Source organism: Salmonella sp. 32082101201600294FB01SM01 (assembly GCF_017572865.1).
Classification (GTDB): domain Bacteria; phylum Pseudomonadota; class Gammaproteobacteria; order Enterobacterales; family Enterobacteriaceae; genus Salmonella; species Salmonella enterica.
Window position 1 is genome coordinate 1,670,528 of record NZ_JAGESB010000001.1, and the last position, 18,573, is coordinate 1,689,100.

The 18,573-nt window shown below is 52.0% G+C and carries 20 protein-coding genes; 11 read left to right on the top strand and 9 right to left on the bottom strand.

The features are described from left to right. Nucleotides 1–4 precede the first annotated feature (4 nt). The 7 genes from dcyD to J4645_RS08275 form a co-directional block, all read right to left on the bottom strand. A complete protein-coding gene (dcyD, locus tag J4645_RS08245) occupies nucleotides 5–991 on the bottom strand; it encodes a D-cysteine desulfhydrase (RefSeq protein ID WP_001128188.1) in 987 nt (328 codons plus the stop codon). Between the two features lie 153 nt (nucleotides 992–1,144). Further along, complete coding sequence (gene tcyJ / locus J4645_RS08250; protein ID WP_000761634.1) at nucleotides 1,145–1,945, bottom strand: cystine ABC transporter substrate-binding protein; 801 nt, start codon at nucleotides 1,943–1,945, stop codon at nucleotides 1,145–1,147. A gap of 146 nt (nucleotides 1,946–2,091) precedes the next feature. Continuing rightward, entirely contained in the window at nucleotides 2,092–2,643 is a 552-nt protein-coding gene (gene fliZ / locus J4645_RS08255) for a flagella biosynthesis regulatory protein FliZ (RefSeq protein WP_000218082.1), read from the bottom strand. Nucleotides 2,644–2,701: 58 nt separating this feature from the next. Beyond that, nucleotides 2,702–3,421: an RNA polymerase sigma factor FliA gene (locus tag J4645_RS08260; RefSeq protein ID WP_001087453.1), complete on the bottom strand. Its 720-nt coding sequence runs from the start codon at nucleotides 3,419–3,421 to the stop codon at nucleotides 2,702–2,704. Nucleotides 3,422–3,617: 196 nt separating this feature from the next. Beyond that, on the bottom strand, nucleotides 3,618–4,823 hold the full coding sequence (gene fliB, locus J4645_RS08265; protein WP_023214817.1) for a flagellin lysine-N-methylase: 1,206 nt from the start codon (nucleotides 4,821–4,823) through the stop codon (nucleotides 3,618–3,620). Nucleotides 4,824–4,901: 78 nt separating this feature from the next. Then, nucleotides 4,902–6,428 carry a flagellin gene (locus J4645_RS08270; protein ID WP_023214816.1) on the bottom strand — a complete coding sequence of 509 codons (1,527 nt, stop codon included), beginning with the start codon at nucleotides 6,426–6,428 and terminating at the stop codon, nucleotides 4,902–4,904. Between the two features lie 17 nt (nucleotides 6,429–6,445). Next, the gene (locus J4645_RS08275; protein ID WP_001141165.1) at nucleotides 6,446–6,685 is read right to left on the bottom strand and encodes a hypothetical protein; all 240 of its coding nucleotides are present in this window, start codon (nucleotides 6,683–6,685) and stop codon (nucleotides 6,446–6,448) included. On the opposite strand from J4645_RS08275, the gene fliD reads away from it, so the two are divergent. The 4 genes from fliD to amyA all read left to right on the top strand — a co-directional run bounded on the left by fliD (nucleotide 6,684) and on the right by amyA (nucleotide 10,436). Further along, a complete protein-coding gene (gene fliD / locus J4645_RS08280; RefSeq protein WP_000146816.1) occupies nucleotides 6,684–8,090 on the top strand; it encodes a flagellar filament capping protein FliD in 1,407 nt (468 codons plus the stop codon). The two genes, J4645_RS08275 and fliD, sit on opposite strands and share 2 nt — an antisense overlap. 14 nt (nucleotides 8,091–8,104) lie before the next feature. Then, the gene (fliS, locus tag J4645_RS08285; RefSeq protein ID WP_000287764.1) at nucleotides 8,105–8,512 is read left to right on the top strand and encodes a flagellar export chaperone FliS; all 408 of its coding nucleotides are present in this window, start codon (nucleotides 8,105–8,107) and stop codon (nucleotides 8,510–8,512) included. Next, entirely contained in the window at nucleotides 8,512–8,880 is a 369-nt protein-coding gene (gene fliT / locus J4645_RS08290; RefSeq protein WP_000204899.1) for a flagella biosynthesis regulatory protein FliT, read from the top strand. Before fliS ends, fliT begins: the two co-directional genes overlap by 1 nt. 71 nt (nucleotides 8,881–8,951) lie before the next feature. After that, nucleotides 8,952–10,436, top strand: coding sequence for an alpha-amylase (gene amyA / locus J4645_RS08295; protein ID WP_023376956.1), 1,485 nt, complete (start codon nucleotides 8,952–8,954; stop codon nucleotides 10,434–10,436). A 39-nt stretch (nucleotides 10,437–10,475) separates the two neighbouring features. Here amyA and yedD read toward each other — a convergent pair whose 3' ends face one another. Further along, nucleotides 10,476–10,889, bottom strand: coding sequence for a lipoprotein YedD (gene yedD, locus J4645_RS08300; protein ID WP_000754694.1), 414 nt, complete (start codon nucleotides 10,887–10,889; stop codon nucleotides 10,476–10,478). A gap of 128 nt (nucleotides 10,890–11,017) precedes the next feature. Between yedD and yedE the strand changes: the two genes are divergently transcribed. The 3 genes from yedE (at nucleotide 11,018) to J4645_RS08315 (ending at nucleotide 13,161) form a co-directional block, all read left to right on the top strand. Beyond that, nucleotides 11,018–12,280, top strand: coding sequence for a selenium metabolism membrane protein YedE/FdhT (gene yedE, locus J4645_RS08305; protein WP_327301421.1), 1,263 nt, complete (start codon nucleotides 11,018–11,020; stop codon nucleotides 12,278–12,280). Beyond that, nucleotides 12,277–12,510 (top strand): sulfurtransferase-like selenium metabolism protein YedF, encoded by a 234-nt coding sequence (gene yedF / locus J4645_RS08310; protein ID WP_000790504.1) that lies wholly within the window; start codon nucleotides 12,277–12,279, stop codon nucleotides 12,508–12,510. Before yedE ends, yedF begins: the two co-directional genes overlap by 4 nt. A gap of 264 nt (nucleotides 12,511–12,774) precedes the next feature. Further along, entirely contained in the window at nucleotides 12,775–13,161 is a 387-nt protein-coding gene (locus J4645_RS08315; protein WP_077908838.1) for a hypothetical protein, read from the top strand. Between the two features lie 120 nt (nucleotides 13,162–13,281). Here the strand turns inward: J4645_RS08315 and fliE are convergent, their stop codons facing one another. Continuing rightward, on the bottom strand, nucleotides 13,282–13,596 hold the full coding sequence (fliE, locus tag J4645_RS08320) for a flagellar hook-basal body complex protein FliE (protein ID WP_001529222.1): 315 nt from the start codon (nucleotides 13,594–13,596) through the stop codon (nucleotides 13,282–13,284). Between the two features lie 216 nt (nucleotides 13,597–13,812). Between fliE and fliF the strand changes: the two genes are divergently transcribed. The 4 genes from fliF to fliI are packed head-to-tail and all read left to right on the top strand — an operon-like array spanning nucleotide 13,813 to nucleotide 18,553. Beyond that, nucleotides 13,813–15,495, top strand: coding sequence for a flagellar basal-body MS-ring/collar protein FliF (fliF, locus tag J4645_RS08325; protein WP_001276832.1), 1,683 nt, complete (start codon nucleotides 13,813–13,815; stop codon nucleotides 15,493–15,495). Next, nucleotides 15,488–16,483: a flagellar motor switch protein FliG gene (fliG, locus tag J4645_RS08330; protein ID WP_000067735.1), complete on the top strand. Its 996-nt coding sequence runs from the start codon at nucleotides 15,488–15,490 to the stop codon at nucleotides 16,481–16,483. Before fliF ends, fliG begins: the two co-directional genes overlap by 8 nt. Then, complete coding sequence (gene fliH, locus J4645_RS08335) at nucleotides 16,476–17,183, top strand: flagellar assembly protein FliH (protein WP_000064158.1); 708 nt, start codon at nucleotides 16,476–16,478, stop codon at nucleotides 17,181–17,183. The genes fliG and fliH overlap by 8 nt, the downstream gene beginning before the upstream one ends. Then, nucleotides 17,183–18,553 carry a flagellar protein export ATPase FliI gene (gene fliI, locus J4645_RS08340; RefSeq protein ID WP_000213257.1) on the top strand — a complete coding sequence of 457 codons (1,371 nt, stop codon included), beginning with the start codon at nucleotides 17,183–17,185 and terminating at the stop codon, nucleotides 18,551–18,553. Before fliH ends, fliI begins: the two co-directional genes overlap by 1 nt. Nucleotides 18,554–18,573: the final 20 nt, after the last annotated feature.

Genomic DNA, 18,573 nt, shown 5'->3' on the forward strand with positions numbered 1-18,573 from the left:
GAGGTTATACATGAGGATGGTAGGCAAACAGCGCAGGCGCCCCACCGGTGTGAATAAAGAGAATCGGCCCGTCATCGTTAAAGCGTTTCTGGCTGATGCCGTCTATCAGACCCGCCATCGCTTTGCCGGTATATACCGGATCCAGCAGCACCCCCTCCAGGCTCGCCAGCAGTTTCACCGCCTCCATCCCCGCGTCATTTGGCACGCCGTACCCCGGGGCAAAATAGTCATCCCATAAATGAATATCCGCCGTCGCCGTCAGCGCCAGCTGACCGGCAATAGCCTGCTGCAAGGCAATTACTTTGGGTTTCTGCTCGGCGACAGAACGTGAAACGGTCACGCCAATTAGTTCGACATCCGGCATCAGATGTTCCAGCCCGACAGCTAACCCGGCGTGCGTTCCGGCGCTGCCGGAGGCCACCACTACCGAAGAGAGCCCGACGACCTCTTCACACTGCTGGGCGATTTCCAGGGCGCTCTCTACGTATCCCATTGCGCCCAGCGCGCTGGAGCCGCCGACCGGAATCACATAGGGCCTGAACCCTTGCGCTTCAATGCGCGTCGCCAGCGTTTGCAGCTGCGCATCCGGATCGGTTAGCGCATCGCACATCTCAATTTGTGTATTAAATAAATCCAGTAACAGGCGATTACCATTCGTCAGGTAATTTTCCGCGGTGGTACCGATTGGATTTTCCAGCAAGGCGACGCAATGCAGTCCCAATTTGGCCGCGACTGCCGCCGTCTGACGGACATGGTTCGACTGAATCGCCCCTGCGGTTATCAGCGTATCCGCCCCTTCTCGCAGCGCGTCGGCCACCAGAAACTCCAGCTTACGCAGTTTATTGCCGCCCATTGCAATGGGCGTAACGTCATCGCGCTTAATGTAAATCTCACGGCCAAGATAATCAGACAATCGCGGCAGGTATTCGAGCGGGGTCGGCGCGCCGATAAGCTCCAGGCGAGGGAAGCGCGTTAAGTGATGTAGTGGCATTGAGCCTCCGGTAACGTTGTGGTGTGTTCTTTTTATTATGCACGTTGATCTAACGGAAATAAAAAAGGCGCCGATTCACGCGCCTCCGTTTGCTGACATAGTATGAGGTTGATATTGCCCGGCGGCGCTCTGCCTGCCGGGCAACGTAGAGCATTATTGGGTCACGTCAGCGCCAAACCATTTTTCAGAGAGCGCTTTTAAGGTGCCATCTTTTTGCATTTCCGCAATGGCGTTATCTACCGCCTTCAGCAAGTCTTCGTTGCCTTTACGTAACGCAACGCCGGACTCCTGACGCGAAAACGCATCACCGGTGACAGCCAGCGTACCTTTGGTTTTTTTCACCAGATCCAGCGCCGCCAGACGATCGACTAAAATCGCGTCAATACGGCCTACGCGCAGATCCTGGTATTTTGTAGGATCATCGTCATAAGTACGGATATCCACACCCTGAACATGTTGACGTAGCCACTCTTCATAGTTAGTCCCCAGCCCAACGCCAACTTTTTTGCCCTGCAGATCGGCCGCCGTTTTGATCGTGCCTTCATTGCCTTTTTTCACCAGCGCCTGAACGCCGGAGACAGTGTAAGGCGTAGAGAAATCATACTTTTTCTTGCGGACGTCTGAAATCGTGACCTGGTTTATCACCACATCAATGCGTTTAGCGTCCAGCGACGCCAGTATTCCGTCCCATTTGGTCGGCTTCAGCGACGCTTTAACGCCCAGATGTTTTGCCAACGCCTCGGCGAAATCGACTTCAAAACCGGTTAATTTGCCGTCTTCGCCCTGAAAGCTAAACGGCGGATAGGTACCTTCCAGCCCTACCAGCAGCGTGCCGCGTTCTTTAACTTTGTTCAGCAAACCCTCATCGGCAAAGCTCTTCGCGCTCATTCCCGCCACCAGCGCTACAGCCATTACTCCCATCAGTGCCTGACGTCCCAGCAGTGCTAATTTCATAGTAACCCCGAATATTGCCGTTAATGACCATAGACTGTGTCCCGCCATGGCGCATCGTCACGTCTCGCGAACCTTTGGGGGACTCAGCCTAATGTAGAAGGTTTGCCACGTTTCACCAACACGACTCTGCTACATCTTATGCTTTTTTAATATATATCAGAACTGGCGGTAAAGGGGGATTTCTGTCTGGGCGCAATCTGCTGATGCGCTTTATATTGCTGGTATTTACGCAGTGCGATACGGTAATTATTGGTGCTGGTTTGCGGCAACCATGGCGCCAGGCTTTCATCGAGAAAACCGTCCTGCAGCAGATCGTGGGAAATGTTTTGCTCGCTGAGGTAATTGCCAAGACGTCGTAAACGCACGACATATTCCCGCACCGTGCCATGGCTCATCTCGGTTTGTTCAAACAAATACTGCTTGAAACCGATAATATCGAAAAAATCACTCTGCTTTTTGCAGTGCAAATCGCCGCAAAAGCGACACAGCGCCACCCACTCCTTCTGCTCCCGCTGCCAGGCAGCGTCGTCAAGTAGCATATCCAGCTGTGAAATAGCGATTTTATTAACGATCTTGCCACGGCGAACCAGCGTAATGCGGTCGAGCAGTTTGTGACAATGCGCGCAATGCGTCTGGCTGTGTTTAAAGTCTTTAAGATAGCGGCTCAAGGGCCGCCTTTTAGGTTGCTGCACCGTCATGAGAACTCCTGGTAGTCTATACGTTGTGCGGCACTTTTCGGGTGCGACCATGCGCGACCTATAACTTACCCAGTTTGGTGCGTAATCGTTTGATGGCCTGACTATGCAACTGGCTGACCCGCGATTCGCCGACTTCCAGTACCGCGCCAATCTCTTTGAGATTGAGTTCTTCCTGGTAATACAGCGTTAACACCAGTTGCTCGCGTTCCGGCAGCGATTCAATCGCATCCATTACCCGCTGTCGCAGGTCGCCCTCCAGCAGTTGATGTAACGGGTTTTCCTGTTGATGTTCTTCAGTCACCAGTTCGATGCTATCGCCATGCTCTTCCCGCCACTCATCGTAAGAGAAAAGTTGGCTGTTGTTGGTATCGAGCAACATCTGACGATACTCCGCAACAGGGATGCCAAGACGTTCCGCCACTTCGGTTTCCGTCGCATTACGCCCCAGTTCCTGCTCCAGTTGTCCCATCGCCTGCGCCACTTCGCGGGCATTACGCCGGACGCTACGCGGCACCCAATCGCGGCTGCGTAATTCATCCAGCATCGCCCCACGAATACGCTGCACTGCGTAAGTGGTAAATGCCGTTCCTTGCAAAGCGTCATATCGGTCGACCGCATTTAATAACCCGATGCCGCCCGCTTGTAGCAGATCGTCCAGTTCCACGCTCGCCGGCAATCGCACCTGCAGGCGCAATGCTTCGTGACGCACCAGCGGTACATAACGCTGCCACAGCGAGTGTTTATCCATTACACCTTCAGCGGTATACAGTGAATTCACGATAAACAGCCCTGCGTTAAATGAGTTATCGGCATGATTATCCGTTTCTACAGAGGGTTCTATCGAAGGAATAAGGCTATAAAAGAAGGGTTATTTCACTTATGTAACCTGTAGCGCCTTTTTAGCGGCTCAAAGAGCAGAATAAAATCAGCCAGATAGGATAAACGGGATGCGCAAAAGCCCACCCCGAACAAAACTATGTCAGAAGATGAATCATCGACAGATCGTCGCCAGTACGTACCGTTTCTATATGGCGATGAAAATTCTTCGCCACCTCGCTGTTATGCTGGCTGCGGGAGTGAAAACTATACACAATATTGGTAACGTCATCCCACTCAAGACGCCCGCGCTCATGCACGCTGGCTGCCGTTAATAGCTTAATAAAGGCATATTCCGCCACGATAATATACAGCGCGCGTAACGGGTCGACATTCGGCTGGTTGGGGAAATTATTTTCCCAAATTTTATAGAGAATTAAATTTCTGAAGGCCCAGTTCTTCTGCTGCTCATCCGCCTGTAAACAGCGCGCTAATGAGGACTCAATATCGCTCACCTTCTGCTCCATTGAAACGCCCTCTTCCGCCGTCAGCACCCGCAGAAGACACTGGATATAGTGATCGAGGACATAGCTTCCTCTGCTCGGTGGGAGCGCCCTGAAATAATCCTGCATCAACAGTACCAGGGATGTTTTGAATTTCTTATCCGGCGTAATGTTAGCGAGTTCCTGAGTTAACGAACCGGACTGCAACTGGGAAACTAACGTGCCATACACTTGCTCAATCTCCCCTAATGCAGCGTCATCAATCCGGGGAAACTTCTGCACATACATTACAAACTTGATCAACGCGTATAATGCCGCATCCGGATTGCTGGCAGCATGGTTAATCAAACTCAGGCAAAACAAGTTAAGTAGTTTTTGCTGTGGGGAGAATAGCGGCGCAGTATTGTACTTCTGCTGAATGATCGCCTTTTCATTGAGTGCTACCGCATCAGCATCGTTTAAAATATGCGCAGTCACTTCCGGGCAGGCAAGGCTTAGAGAATGTCGAACCTCGTTTTTATAAGTATGGAACACTCGCGGAAACGTAGTGCAGGTATAACTTAATGCTTTAGCCCCCAGTGTTTTTTGTACCTTGCACAGACGATCGTCATCCAGATAAGGGCAGCTTCCTGTCCCAGATGGTAATTTAATCTCCCCCCAGTTATTTGGGTCTTTCTTTAAAAGAATAATACTATTTTTGGCAATCTCTCTGATGGTTACATCCTTGCTGGTAAGGTACTTTTTGACCGTCGTCTTATCCAGCGTGATTTTCCAGCCCTTACAACAGTGATCGCGGCAGGCCGAGCCAGAACAGGAAAAGCGGGTGACAAAGGCAGGTTCAGTGACGGTGATTTCTTTCATTACACAGGCTCCGGAATTAAAAAAGGCAGCTTTCGCTGCCTTGATTGTGTACCACGTGTCGGTGAATCAATCGCCGGATTAACGCAGTAAAGAGAGGACGTTTTGCGGAACCTGGTTCGCCTGCGCCAGAACGGAAGTACCAGCCTGCTGCAGGATCTGCGCTTTGGACATATTAGAAACTTCCGTTGCATAGTCAGCATCTTCGATACGGCTACGCGCGGAGTTCAGATTGGTTACCGTATTGCCAAGGTTGGTAATGGCTGAATCAAAACGGTTTTGAATTGCCCCCAGAGAAGAACGAACTGCGTCCACTTTTGACAATGCAGAATCAATTGAAGCCAGTGGGTTAGCGGTACTTTTCTTGGCTGCGGCAGCGTCTTCATTGATTAATGTACTTACGCCAGAAGCTGTTTTATCAATAAACATGGTTTTGCCAGCTAAGGTGACCTTATCACCCGCGGCGTTAGCAGTATATTCAGCCCCATTTACTGTAATTTTACTTTCGCCCTTAACAGCATTGTTTGCTTCCAAATCAGAAAGTTTCGCACTCTCGTTTTTGGTTTTATCAGCAAAAGTAAACTGACCGCTTACAACGGAAGTATAAACATCTTTACTTGATTGAATCTTCGCGCTATTTACGTCTGTTGCACTCGCGCCAATATCACTAATTGTTAATGTAACTTTTTCACCATTGATGGTAGTAGAAACCGTACCATTACCGTCATCACCAGCTTTTGTATCAATAGTAAAAGACACACCTTTATAATCAAAGGTATCACCAACTTTTCCGCCTTTGATAGAAGTTGCGATAGCCTTGGCATCGTCAGTACCTGCAGCAGATTTAGTAGATTTAAACAAATCAACCGCGGTGTTATTTTGCGCATCGGCAGTTGTCAACTGACCGTTTGCAGCGTTTACGTATACTTTATCAGGAACAGTTGGAGCAGTGGTGTCAGTTACTACCGCCCCTGAGTTGACATCCACGCGATATTTATTGGCACCAACAGCATAGGTATCATACCCCGTAACATTCTTGAAGCTGGATTTCAGATCACCCACTGTCGCTTCTTTTGGCCCATTAACATTGAACCCATCAAGGCCAAGGCTTTTCACATCAATTTTTTGCAGATCGATGGTAATGGTTTCACCATCGTTAGCACCAACCTGGATTTTCATCTGGTTGTCCTGAGACAGGACTTTAACACCGTTAAATTGAGTCTGATTAGAAACGCGATCGATTTCTTCCAGACGTTGCTGAATTTCATCCTGGATAGATTTCAGATCGGAATCAGAGTTAGTCCCGTTAGTGGCCTGAACAGACAACTCACGCACACGCTGCAGGTTGTTGTTGATTTCATTCAGCGCGCCTTCAGTGGTCTGCGCAATAGAAATGCCGTCGTTAGCGTTACGGGAAGCCTGAGTCAGACCTTTGATATTAGAAGTGAAGCGGTTAGCAATCGCCTGGCCTGCCGCATCGTCTTTCGCGCTGTTGATACGCAGACCGGAAGACAGACGCTCAATAGCGGAACTCAGTGAGGACTGAGATTTGTTCAGGTTATTCTGGGTCAACAGCGACAGGCTGTTTGTATTAATGACTTGTGCCATGATCTTTTCCTTATCAATTACAACTTGATGTTATTGGGCTGTTGCCCACGGTTTCTCACCGTAACCCTTGTATCGGCACCTGAATTTCGAACTTTAGAAAATTTTTCACTTCCCCCGATCTTTTTCTTAGCCTGCGAAATAGCCGCTTTATGCATCATTATTCCACGCATTATTTTTGCAAAATTATCATTAAACTTTGCTTCCAGATTGCCGATAACGCGTTTAACTACTGTTTGCAATCGAAAGGAAGATGGCATGGCTTCAATTTCATCATTAGGTGTAGGGTCAAACTTACCTCTGGATTCACTGCTGACTAAACTGACCAACGCTGAAAAAGGACGCTTAACGCCGATCACACAGCAGCAGAGCGCTAATACGGCCCGTCTAACGGCATACGGTACTTTAAAAAGTGCACTGGAGAAGTTTCAAACAGCAAACACGGCGTTAAATAAAGCCGATCTGTTTAAAAGTACGAATGTCACCAGCAGTACAGAAGACCTGAAAGTCTCGACGGAAGCTGGGGCCGCACCTGGAACTTATGTGGTTAGCGTAACTCAGTTAGCACAAGCACAATCTTTGAGTACAGCAACCAAAATTACATCCACCAAAGAAGTGCTGGGAGATACCACATCTGACAGCCGTACCATAAAAATTGAACAGAAAGGCCGTAAAGAACCACTTGAAATCAAGCTCACTAAAGATCAAACCTCTTTAGAGGGCATCCGTGACGCCATTAATGATGCTGACAGTGGTATTTCCGCCAGTATCGTTAAAGTTAAAGAAGGCGATTATCAGCTTGTACTGACCGCAGATAGTGGCACGGATAATCAAATGACTATCTCTGTGGAAGGCGATAGCAAACTCAGCGATCTGTTGTCCTATGATAGTAGTACTGGCACGGGCAAAATGAAGCAACTGGTTGCTGCAGATAATGCTTTGTTAACCGTTAACGGCATTGATATTGAGCGACCAAGTAATAAAATCACTGACGCTCCACAAGGTGTGACGCTTGAACTAACCAAAGAAGTAAAAGACGCCCGTATTACTGTCACAAAAGATAATGAAAAGGCGACCGAAGCCGTCAAAGGTTGGGTTGATGCCTACAACTCGCTGCTTGATACCTTTAGTTCATTAACAAAATATACAGAGGTTGATCCAGGGGCTGAAGAACAGGACAAAAACAACGGTGCACTACTTGGAGATACCGTGGTGCGAACGATTCAAACTGGAATCCGCGCTCAGTTCGCTAATGGTGCAAGTACAGGTACATTTAAGACCCTGAATGAAATTGGTATTACTTCTGATGGTACCACCGGAAAACTAAAAATTGATGATACCAAGCTTAAAAAAGCGCTGGATGAAAATACCGCTTCTGTACGTGAGCTGCTGGTAGGTGATGGTAAAGAAACGGGGATCACCACCAAAATTGCCACCGAAGTGAAAAGTTATCTGGCCGATGACGGCATTATTGACAGCGCCCAGGACAGTATTAACGCCACGCTGAAAAAGCTGACTAAGCAATATCTGACCGTCAGCAGTAGCATTGACGACACCGTTGCCCGTTACAAGGCCCAGTTTACCCAACTGGATACCATGATGAGTAAACTGAATAACACCAGTACTTATTTGACCCAGCAATTTAATGCTATGAACAAGTCCTGATAACAGAGGTTACCATGTACACCGCGAGCGGTATCAAAGCTTATGCGCAAGTCAGCGTGGAAAGCGCCGTGATGAGCGCCAGCCCGCATCAGTTGATTGAAATGTTGTTTGATGGCGCGAATAGCGCTCTGGTGCGCGCTCGCCTGTTTTTAGAACAAGGCGATGTTGTCGCGAAAGGTGAAGCGTTAAGCAAAGCCATCAATATTATCGATAACGGGCTGAAAGCCGGCCTCGATCAGGAAAAAGGCGGTGAGATTGCGACGAATCTTTCCGAGCTATACGACTATATGATTCGCCGTTTACTGCAGGCTAATTTGCGTAACGACGCTCAGGCCATCGAAGAAGTGGAAGGGTTACTCAGCAATATTGCAGAAGCCTGGAAACAGATTTCACCGAAAGCATCTTTCCAGGAGTCTCGTTAATGACCTCAACCGTGGAGTTTATCAACCGTTGGCAGCGTATTGCGCTGCTCAGTCAATCGCTGCTTGAACTTGCGCAGCGAGGTGAATGGGATCTCTTACTGCAACAAGAGGTCTCCTATCTGCAAAGTATTGAAACGGTGATGGAAAAGCAAACTCCACCGGGCATTACGCGAAGTATTCAGGATATGGTCGCCGGATACATCAAACAAACGCTGGATAATGAGCAGCTCCTGAAAGGGCTGCTGCAACAGCGACTGGATGAACTGAGTAGTTTGATCGGACAATCCACCCGCCAAAAATCACTCAACAACGCTTATGGCCGTCTTTCCGGTATGTTACTCGTGCCAGACGCGCCTGGCGCCTCATAATATTTTCCCGTCTCGTATGAAAATTCTTCCATACTCCAGAGGTCGGCTAAACGACTTCTGGAGCACGGAAGATGAAAAACCCCACGTTATTGCAGTACTTCCACTGGTATTATCCCGACGGCGGTAAACTCTGGTCTGAGCTGGCGGAACGTGCTGATGGGCTGAATGATATCGGTATCAATATGGTCTGGCTACCGCCCGCCTGTAAAGGCGCCTCCGGCGGCTATTCCGTAGGCTATGATACCTACGACCTGTTTGACCTCGGCGAATTTGACCAAAAAGGAACTATCGCGACAAAGTACGGCGATAAACGCCAGTTACTGGCGGCGATAGACGCGCTCAAAAAAAATAATATTGCGGTGCTGCTCGACGTCGTCGTGAACCACAAAATGGGCGCAGACGAAAAAGAACGTATTCGCGTTCAGCGCGTGAATCAGGATGACCGCACGCAAATCGATGACAACATCATTGAATGCGAAGGCTGGACGCGCTACACCTTCCCTGCCCGCGCGGGCCAGTATTCCAACTTTATTTGGGACTATCACTGTTTCAGCGGCATTGATCACATCGAGAATCCCGACGAAGACGGCATTTTTAAGATCGTCAATGACTATACCGGCGATGGCTGGAACGATCAGGTTGATGATGAGATGGGTAATTTCGACTATCTGATGGGTGAAAATATCGATTTTCGCAATCACGCGGTTACGGAAGAGATTAAATATTGGGCTCGTTGGGTCATGGAACAAACCCACTGTGACGGCTTTCGCCTGGACGCGGTAAAACATATACCCGCCTGGTTTTATAAAGAATGGATTGAGCATGTACAGGCGGTTGCACCAAAACCGCTGTTTATTGTCGCAGAATACTGGTCGCATGAAGTGGATAAACTGCAAACGTACATCGATCAGGTCGACGGGAAAACCATGCTGTTCGACGCGCCGTTGCAGATGAAATTTCATGAAGCCTCGCGCCAGGGCGCGGAGTATGACATGCGCCACATATTCACCGGCACGCTGGTAGAAGCCGACCCTTTTCATGCGGTGACGCTGGTCGCTAACCACGATACACAACCGTTACAGGCGCTGGAAGCGCCGGTAGAACCCTGGTTCAAACCATTGGCCTATGCGCTGATCCTGCTTCGTGAAAACGGCGTACCGTCGGTGTTTTATCCCGATTTATACGGCGCCAGCTATGAGGATAACGGCGAAAATGGCGAGACCTGTCGGGTCGACATGCCGGTGATTAACCAACTGGATCGGCTGATCCTTGCTCGTCAGCGTTTTGCGCACGGTATACAAACTCTCTTTTTCGATCATCCTAACTGTATCGCCTTTAGTCGCAGCGGTACTGAAGAGAATCCAGGCTGTGTGGTTGTACTTTCCAATGGCGACGACGGTGAAAAAACCCTCCTGCTCGGCGACAATTACGCTAACAAGACCTGGCGTGATTTTCTGGGAAACCGCAGTGAGCATATTGTAACTAATGATCAAGGCGAAGCGACGTTCTTCTGCAACGCAGGCAGCGTCAGCGTGTGGATCATTGAGGACATGTGATGAGCGTTCCCGGCGGCAGAGCGCTGCCGGGAAGCGAAATTACGGCAGCGGCGTCGGCAGCGGCGTTTTTTCTAACGCGGCGGCGCACTCCGGCGTCGGACGAGCGACCCGTTGCAGCGTCATGCCATCATATTCCAGGGTATTCCCGTCGCGCTCAATCTCATAGAGCTCACGCTTAACCGTAACATTGGTTAAGTCATCGGAGAGCATGGTCAGCTTGCCCGGCAGAGCAATAACGCGCTGCCACTGGCGGCAGTCCAGCGTATCGCCTTCTTTAGTCACTACCAGGCTGGCGATAGCTTCAGGGCTCACCAGCTTACGTTGCGGGCCTTTTGACTGCCAGTACCCTTCCAGACCGGCCGGCGCGGGCGTTTTCACCACATCATTATAGTTTTCCACCTCGGCGCATCCGGCCAGAACCAGCAATGCGCCAACGATCGCTACTTTTTTCATCATTCATCCTGCATCAGAAGAAAGAAGAATTGTGGCATTAAAGCCCTGACGCCGCCAGCCTTTCCAGGCGCTGGCCGCAATTTGATCCAGTCGGTATTACCGCTTATTAGGTGTAGGCAAATTCTGTGATCGGTGTAGTATGCGCACTTCTTGTTTCACACCTTCTGAGTTCAGAGGCTAAACACATGTCATGGCAACACTTCAAGCAAACCTGGTTAATTAAATTCTGGGCGCCGGCCCCTGCGGTGATCGCAGCCGGTATTCTCTCTACCTACTATTTTGGCATCACCGGCACGTTTTGGGCCGTGACGGGCGAATTTACCCGCTGGGGCGGGCAAATTTTGCAGCTTTTTGGCGTTCATGCCGAACAGTGGGGCTACTACAAGCTGATTCATCTGGAAGGTACGCCGCTGACGCGTATCGACGGCATGATGATCCTCGGCATGTTCGGCGGCTGCTTCGCCGCGGCGCTGTGGGCCAACAACGTAAAACTGCGTATGCCGCGCAGCCGAATCCGTATCGTACAGGCGGTGGTCGGAGGCATGATCGCTGGCTTCGGCGCGCGTCTGGCGATGGGGTGTAACCTGGCCGCCTTTTTTACCGGGATCCCGCAGTTCTCCCTACACGCGTGGTTCTTTGCGCTGGCGACCGCTATCGGCTCCTGGTTCGGCGCCCGCTTTACGTTGCTGCCGATATTTCGCATACCGGTGAAAATGCAAAAGGTCTCCGCGGCTTCGCCACTGACGCAGAAACCGGATCAGGCAAGACGGCGTTTCAGGCTCGGTATGCTGGTCTTTATCGGCATGATTGGCTGGGCGTTATTAACGGCAATGCATCAGCCGAAACTAGGGCTGGCGATGCTGTTCGGCGTCGGGTTTGGGCTGCTGATCGAGCGCGCGCAAATCTGCTTTACCTCGGCCTTTCGCGATCTGTGGATCTCCGGACGCGCCCATATGGCGAAAGCGATTATTTTCGGCATGGCGGTCAGCGCCATTGGTATTTTCAGCTACGTGCAGTTGGGCGTTGCACCTAAAATTATGTGGGCTGGCCCGAATGCGATCATTGGCGGACTGCTGTTCGGTTTTGGCATCGTGCTGGCGGGCGGCTGCGAAACCGGCTGGATGTACCGCGCCGTAGAAGGCCAGGTGCATTACTGGTGGGTGGGCCTCGGCAATGTCATCGGTTCAACCATCCTGGCTTACTACTGGGATGATTTCGCGCCCGCGCTGGCGACCAGTTGGGATAAAGTTAACCTGCTGAATACCTTTGGTCCGCTGGGCGGTCTGCTGGTCACCTACCTGTTATTATTTGCCGCGCTGATGTTAATTATCGGCTGGGAAAAACGTTTTTTCCGCCGTGCGGGGCTGACGCCTGCTAAGGAATCTGTATGAAAAATATCGTCCCTGATTACCGTCTGGATATGGTTGGCGAACCTTGTCCGTACCCGGCGGTCGCCACTCTGGAAGCGATGCCGCAGCTAAAAAAAGGGGAGATCCTGGAGGTGGTGAGCGACTGTCCGCAGTCCATTAATAATATTCCACTGGATGCGCGCAATCACGGCTATACGGTGCTGGATATCCAGCAGGATGGCCCGACAATTCGTTATCTGATTCAAAAATAAACGCATGCTCCCGCTGTACGTTACGGCGGGAGACCTTTTACGGCGTAACCGGCAAAAATCTAAAACGCATAAAAGAAATCAGACAAGGTCGTCTTGTGCGCCGTGGCATAAATCTATTATATAACGTATACCGTTTTAATTTTGTCTGAGTCGATGAAAAACCCATGACTATTTTAAGCAAAACATAAAACAATTATTATTTTCCCTCTACGTCATAAAAGACTATCAGGTATTTATATTTTTACTCACTGACATTATCAGGTGATGATTTATTTATGCACAGCAGAAGCCAAAAAAATGATAAAAATTATTTTCATCTCCATTATTGGAGTCGTCTGTCTTGCCGCTGCCCGTTACTCACCCGTCACAGTGGTCAATGCACATCCGAGCGCCATTGCCCACTGTCTCGCTGATAATCTGTCCCCGTATGGGTATATACTGGATCTCCATGAAACAGATATTCCAGGCATTAGTAAAGAATTTACCGTGTATTATCGCAACGGCGCATATATTGCAGGAACATTCTGGATTGCAAACTCAATGACAATAGCCTCAGAACGAATAGTAGGAATGAATGGCGTCAGTAAACAGGCGTACCCTATTTTTAATAAGTCCCTGCAACAATGTGCAACCCGCTTATCAATAAAATGAGCGCGCCTCGCAAAAAACAAGCCCACATAATCACGCACTGGTTGCATGGGCGTCGCGTCCCCCGCCGCTGACCTAGGTAAGCGCCCGGGAGTTCGTTGCGGATGGGTTTTCAGCCCTGGCTTAAACCTGCATGGACATGACTTCCTGATACGCGGCGACCAGCTTATTGCGCACCTGAATCCCCATTTGCATGGAGACGGACGCTTTTTGCATATCAGCCATCACGTCATTAAGCGCAATGCCCGGCTCACCCAGAGTGAATTTTTCCGCCTGAACGCGCGCCGTCGTCTGTCTGTCGCTAATACGATCCAGCGCAGCATGTAGCTGGCCGGCAAAACTCACCGTCGACTGCGAGTGCGTGTCTTGCCCGCGCGCGGCCATCGCCGTCGCCTGTAACTGGCTAATAACCCCTTCAATCCCCTGTATTGCTGCCATGCTATTCCCCTGGATGATTTTTTACGCAGCAGAGATTACCAGTTTGTCAATAAGATAAAGGCGTTAAATAACGATAAAAAACCTCGGTTTTTAGCGCATAGAAAAATTCGAAACCACAAATAATGAGACCGTCAATTTTTCGAGTTTGCTGACCCGGGAGTGAGTCTTGTTCCACTTTGCAAAAAACGCCGTCCACGATCAGTCACGAGGTGCGAGATGAGTGCGACTGCATCGACTGCAACCCAACCTAAACCTCTCGAGTGGCTTAATCGCCTACGCGCGAATCCCCGAATTCCGTTAATTGTGGCGGGTTCCGCCGCCGTGGCGATCGTCGTTGCGATGGTGCTGTGGGCCAAAACGCCCGATTACCGCACGCTATTTAGCAACCTTTCCGATCAGGACGGCGGCGCGATCGTCGCGCAGTTGACCCAGATGAATATCCCCTATCGCTTTGCCAATGGCAGCGGCGCGATTGAAGTGCCCGCCGACAAAGTGCATGAACTGCGTCTGCGTCTGGCGCAGCAGGGGCTGCCTAAAGGCGGCGCGGTAGGCTTTGAACTGCTTGATCAGGAAAAATTCGGTATCAGTCAGTTCAGCGAGCAGGTGAATTATCAGCGCGCGCTGGAAGGTGAACTGGCCCGGACGATCGAGACGCTGGGTCCGGTAAAAAGCGCCCGTGTTCACCTGGCGATGCCAAAGCCGTCGCTATTTGTGCGTGAACAAAAATCCCCTTCCGCCTCCGTCACCGTCACACTGGAACCGGGACGGGCGCTGGATGAAGGACAAATTAGCGCCGTGGTACATCTGGTTTCCAGCGCTGTCGCCGGTTTGCCGCCAGGAAACGTCACTCTGGTCGATCAATCCGGTCATCTGCTCACGCAATCCAATACCAGCGGTCGCGACCTTAATGACGCGCAATTAAAATTTGCTAATGATGTGGAAAGCCGCATCCAACGCCGTATCGAAGCCATTCTGTCGCCTATCGTCGGGAACGGTAATGTTCACGCTCAGGTAACCGCCCAGTTGGATTTTGCCAATAAAGAACAGACGGAAGAGCACTACAGCCCGAACGGCGATGCGTCGAAGGCCACCCTGCGTTCACGTCAGTTGAATATTAGCGAACAGGTAGGCGCGGGCTATCCCGGCGGCGTGCCTGGCGCGCTGTCGAACCAACCAGCGCCGCCTAACGAGGCGCCGATCGCCACGCCGCCGACCAATCAACAAAACGCGCAGAATACGCCACAAACCAGCACCAGTACCAACAGTAACAGTGCTGGCCCGCGCAATACACAGCGTAATGAAACCAGTAACTACGAAGTGGACCGCACCATTCGTCACACCAAAATGAATGTGGGCGATATTGAGCGTCTCTCCGTGGCCGTCGTGGTGAATTACAAAACGCTGGCAGATGGCAAACCGCTGCCATTGACCGCCGATCAGATGAAACAGATCGAGGATTTAACCCGTGAAGCGATGGGTTTTTCTGATAAACGCGGCGATACGCTAAACGTGGTGAATTCACCGTTTAGCGCAGTGGATAACACCGGCGGCGAACTGCCCTTCTGGCAACAGCAGTCCTTTATCGATCAGTTGCTCGCGGCAGGTCGCTGGTTGCTGGTACTGGTGGTGGCCTGGATTCTGTGGCGCAAAGCGGTACGTCCGCAGTTGACGCGCCGTGTTGAAGAAGCGAAAGCGGCGCAGGAACAGGCGCAGGTTCGCCAGGAAACCGAAGAAGCCGTGGAAGTACGCCTTAGCAAAGACGAGCAGCTCCAGCAACGCCGGGCTAACCAGCGTCTGGGCGCTGAGGTGATGAGCCAGCGTATTCGCGAAATGTCAGACAACGATCCGCGCGTGGTGGCGCTGGTCATTCGCCAGTGGATGAGTAACGATCATGAGTAATCTTAGCGGTACCGATAAAAGCGTCATTTTGTTGATGACCATTGGCGAAGACCGGGCGGCAGAGGTGTTTAAACACCTCTCCACCCGCGAAGTACAGGCGTTAAGTACGGCGATGGCTAACGTGCGTCAGATCTCCAACAAACAACTGACGGACGTACTATCAGAGTTTGAGCAAGAAGCGGAGCAGTTCGCCGCGCTGAATATTAACGCCAACGAATACCTGCGCTCCGTACTGGTTAAAGCGCTGGGCGAAGAACGCGCCTCCAGCCTGCTGGAAGATATTCTGGAAACGCGCGATACCACCAGCGGTATCGAAACGCTCAACTTTATGGAACCGCAGAGCGCCGCCGACCTGATTCGCGACGAGCACCCGCAGATTATCGCCACCATTCTGGTTCACCTCAAACGCAGTCAGGCCGCCGATATTCTGGCGCTGTTTGACGAACGACTGCGTCATGATGTGATGCTGCGTATCGCGACATTTGGCGGCGTACAGCCGGCGGCGCTGGCGGAGTTGACCGAAGTGCTGAATGGCCTGCTCGATGGTCAGAACCTGAAACGCAGCAAAATGGGCGGTGTAAGAACCGCGGCGGAAATTATCAACCTGATGAAAACGCAGCAGGAAGAAGCGGTTATTACCGCTGTGCGCGAATTCGACGGCGAACTGGCGCAGAAAATCATCGACGAGATGTTCCTGTTCGAAAATCTGGTGGATGTGGACGATCGCAGTATCCAGCGTCTGTTGCAGGAAGTGGATTCCGAATCGCTGCTGATCGCTCTGAAAGGCGCCGAACCGCCATTACGCGAGAAGTTCCTGCGCAATATGTCCCAGCGCGCCGCCGATATCCTGCGCGACGACCTTGCCAACCGTGGCCCGGTTCGTCTGTCTCAGGTGGAAAACGAGCAGAAAGCGATTCTGCTTATTGTGCGTCGTCTGGCGGAAACCGGCGAAATGGTGATTGGCAGCGGCGAGGATACCTATGTCTAATGAATTGCCGTGGCAAGTCTGGACCCCCGACGATCTCGCCCCGCCGCCGGAGACGTTTGTGCCGGTTGAGGCTGATAACGTGACCTTGACAGACGATACGCCGGAGCCCGAACTCACTGCCGAACAGCAGCTGGAGCAGGAGCTGGCGCAGTTAAAAATACAGGCCCATGAACAAGGTTATAACGCCGGGCTGGCGGAGGGACGGCAAAAAGGACACGCGCAGGGATACCAGGAAGGGTTAGCGCAGGGGCTGGAGCAAGGACAAGCTCAGGCGCAGACGCAGCAGGCGCCGATTCATGCCCGTATGCAGCAGTTAGTGAGCGAGTTTCAGAACACGCTTGACGCGCTCGATAGCGTTATCGCCTCACGGCTGATGCAAATGGCCCTGGAGGCTGCGCGTCAGGTCATCGGCCAAACGCCGGCGGTGGACAACTCGGCGCTGATTAAACAGATCCAACAACTGTTGCAGCAAGAGCCGCTCTTTAGCGGCAAGCCGCAGTTGCGCGTGCATCCGGACGACTTACAGCGGGTGGAAGAGATGCTGGGCGCCACGCTCAGCCTTCACGGATGGCGGTTACGCGGCGATCCAACGTTGCATCACGGCGGGTGTAAAGTCTCTGCCGATGAGGGCGATCTGGACGCCAGCGTTGCTACTCGCTGGCAAGAGTTGTGTCGCCTGGCGGCGCCGGGAGTGCTCTGATGACCACGCGTCTGACCCGCTGGCTTACCGCGCTCGACAACTTTGAAGCAAAAATGGCGTTATTGCCGGCGGTGCGTCGTTATGGACGTTTAACCCGCGCCACGGGCCTGGTACTGGAGGCCACCGGTCTCCAGCTTCCGCTGGGCGCCACCTGCATTATTGAGCGCCAGGACGGCCCTGAAACCAAAGAGGTGGAATCGGAAGTCGTCGGTTTTAACGGCCAGCGTCTGTTTTTAATGCCGCTGGAAGAGGTCGAAGGCATTCTGCCCGGTGCCCGCGTTTACGCCCGTAACGGGCATGGCGACGGTCTGCAAAGCGGCAAACAGTTACCGCTCGGCCCGGCTCTGCTTGGTCGGGTGCTGGATGGCGGCGGTAAACCGCTCGACGGACTGCCTGCGCCGGATACGCTGGAAACCGGCGCGTTAATCACGCCGCCGTTTAACCCGCTACAGCGAACGCCAATCGAACATGTGTTGGATACCGGCGTACGCGCTATCAACGCGTTGTTAACCGTAGGGCGCGGCCAGCGTATGGGACTCTTTGCCGGTTCCGGCGTCGGTAAGTCGGTTCTGCTTGGCATGATGGCGCGCTACACGCGGGCGGACGTGATTGTCGTGGGACTTATCGGCGAACGTGGCCGCGAAGTTAAAGATTTTATCGAAAATATTCTCGGCCCCGACGGCCGCGCGCGTTCGGTGGTGATCGCCGCCCCGGCGGATGTTTCGCCACTGCTGCGAATGCAGGGCGCCGCCTATGCCACCCGCATCGCCGAAGACTTTCGCGATCGCGGACAGCATGTGTTGCTGATTATGGATTCGCTGACGCGCTATGCGATGGCACAGCGTGAAATTGCGCTGGCAATCGGCGAACCGCCAGCCACCAAAGGTTATCCGCCCTCGGTGTTCGCAAAGCTACCGGCGCTGGTCGAGCGTGCCGGTAATGGTATCCATGGCGGCGGCTCTATCACCGCGTTTTATACCGTGTTGACCGAGGGGGACGACCAACAAGATCCCATTGCCGACTCGGCACGCGCAATCCTCGACGGGCACATTGTCTTGTCCCGCCGTCTGGCGGAGGCCGGGCACTATCCGGCCATTGATATCGAGGCGTCAATCAGCCGGGCGATGACCGCGCTCATTACCGAGCAGCACTATGCGCGGGTACGGCTATTTAAACAGTTGCTTTCCAGTTTCCAGCGTAACCGCGATCTGGTCAGCGTCGGTGCCTATGCCAAAGGCAGCGATCCGATGCTCGATAAAGCCATTACCTTATGGCCGCAACTGGAAGCGTTTTTACAGCAAGGCATTTTTGAACGGGCCGACTGGGAGGACTCTCTGCAGGCGCTCGATTTAATTTTCCCGACGGTGTGATAAAGCAGGAGGGCGACGAT